This is a genomic window from Brooklawnia sp. (assembly GCF_032229645.1).
In the GTDB taxonomy this organism is placed as follows: Bacteria; Actinomycetota; Actinomycetes; order Propionibacteriales; family Propionibacteriaceae; genus Brooklawnia.
The window spans coordinates 15,890-17,807 of sequence record NZ_JAVTWX010000022.1; the positions used below are offsets into that span (position 1 = coordinate 15,890).

Annotated in this window: 2 protein-coding genes; both read right to left on the minus strand. The window is 64.9% G+C overall.

Annotation, left to right across the window (positions count from 1 at the left end):
* Positions 1–178: 178 nt before the first annotated feature.
* The gene (larB, locus tag AAFP05_RS01445) at positions 179–949 is read right to left on the minus strand and encodes a nickel pincer cofactor biosynthesis protein LarB (RefSeq protein WP_341728071.1); all 771 of its coding nucleotides are present in this window, start codon (positions 947–949) and stop codon (positions 179–181) included.
* A gap of 41 nt (positions 950–990) precedes the next feature.
* Entirely contained in the window at positions 991–1,701 is a 711-nt protein-coding gene (locus tag AAFP05_RS01450) for an SDR family oxidoreductase (protein WP_341728072.1), read from the minus strand.
* Between the last annotated feature and the right edge of the window lie 217 nt (positions 1,702–1,918).

The following is a 1,918-nucleotide window of genomic DNA, read 5'->3' on the forward strand; positions in this document are numbered from 1 at the left end:
ACATGGGTTCCGGTGATACCGCATTTGACACTCGGTTCGGCGGTAACGCTCACCCCGGGCAGCCCGAGGCCATTCATGATCTGCAAGAACTCGGCGCGCCGCTGCGGCACCAGTTCCAGCAGGGCTGCAGCGAGCATGTCACCAGCAGCTCCCATCCCGAGGTCCAGATAGAGCGTTGTCACTTGGCTGCCCCCACGTGATTGATCATGCTGGCCAGATAGCCCGCACCGTATCCGTTGTCGATGTTGACGACGCTGACTCCGCTCGCGCACGAATTGAGCATGCTGAGCAGGGCGGCCAATCCTTCGTATGCGGCCCCGTAGCCCACACTGGTCGGCACCGCGATCACGGGGCAATCCGCAAGCCCCGCGATGACGCTTGCCAAAGCGCCTTCCATACCCGCCAGCGCGATGATCACGGAGGCTCCCATGATGTCGTCGGTGTGGGCGAGTAGCCGGTGTAGTCCGGCTACTCCAACGTCGTAGACCCGTACGACCTCGTTGCCGAGTGCCTGAGCGGTGATCGCGGCCTCCTCGGCGATCGGTTGATCACTCGTGCCACCGGTCGCCACGACGACTCGTCCGATGCCATCCGGCTCGGGAATCAACCCGACCACGGCGATATGCGCGTCCGAGAAGTACTCGAACGAGACTTCGGGCTCGACGGTGGTGCGCAGTTCGCCGGCAGCCGCAGCATCAAGACGGGTGACCAGCACCGTGCGCTGCCCCGCGTCGAGCAACGCGGCGGTGATCTTCTGGATCTGCTCCGACGTCTTGCCTGCGCCGTAGACCACTTCCGAAATGCCTTGGCGGAGCCCGCGGTGCAGGTCCAGCTTGGCAAAACCGAGGTCGGCGAACGGCGCCTGCCGCAGCAGCTGGACGGCATGGTCAACGCCGATCTCACCGGCTGCGACCTGCCGCAGCAGCCGCGTGGTTTCCCGCTGGTCCACTACCCCACCCACTCCTGCTCGTTCACCGGCCGACGAGAACCTCACTGCGAATCGCCGAGGTGCAGTCCGGACGGGCGCACCGATACCGACTCGATGGCAGCGTCCTCGGCTACCTCCAAAGCAAGTTTGACGGCGGCCGCCACCGACGCCGGATGCAGATACGCCTCCGGGGTGTAGGCACGACCGAGGCGGGCCTGAATCGCCATCTGCATGTCGGTGTCGACCCGGCCGGGATGAATCGAAGTCACCCGCAGCCGGCCGCGTTCTTCTTCACGTAGCGCATCGGTGAAGGCGCGCAGCGCGAACTTGGACGCCGAGTACGAGCCATTGCCCGTGCCGGAAGTAAAGCCAGATCCTGAGTTGATGGTCACGACGTGCCCGTGTGAGGCACGCAGCAGGGGCAGCAGCATCCTCGTCAGATCGGCAACAGCCACGACATTGAGTTCGAACTGCCGCGTCCAGACCGCGCGCGGGGTGTCTTCGACGGTGCTGCCCTCGCAGATTCCGGCCGAGTGGACGACCGCGTCCAGTCGTTCAAGCCCGGCCACGGCCTCCGCTACCGCGTCCGGATCGGTCAGGTCGGCGACAAAGGCGGCAGCATCCGGTAGGGCATCGACCACGGGCGCGGTAGATGGTGCCTGGGTACCGCCGACCAAGACGCGCCAGTCAGGGCCCAAGAGATCGGCGATAGCACGCCCGATGCCGCGACTGGCACCCGTGATCAGAACGACTGGTCGCTGCGTTGCTGTCATGCCTCCATCCTATTGGGAGCACCCAGCCCAGGCCGCCGATAGTCACCAGGACCCGCGAAAATGGCTCCGACAAGCACCTTTTACCGATACGGAGGCTCGTTTTGCATTCCGCTCGAAAACCACGCTATAGTTTCCGAGTTGCCTGAACAAGGCAAAGCGATCTGGCCCCGTAGCGCAGTTGGTTAGCGCGCCGCCCTGTCACGGCGGAGGTCGCGGG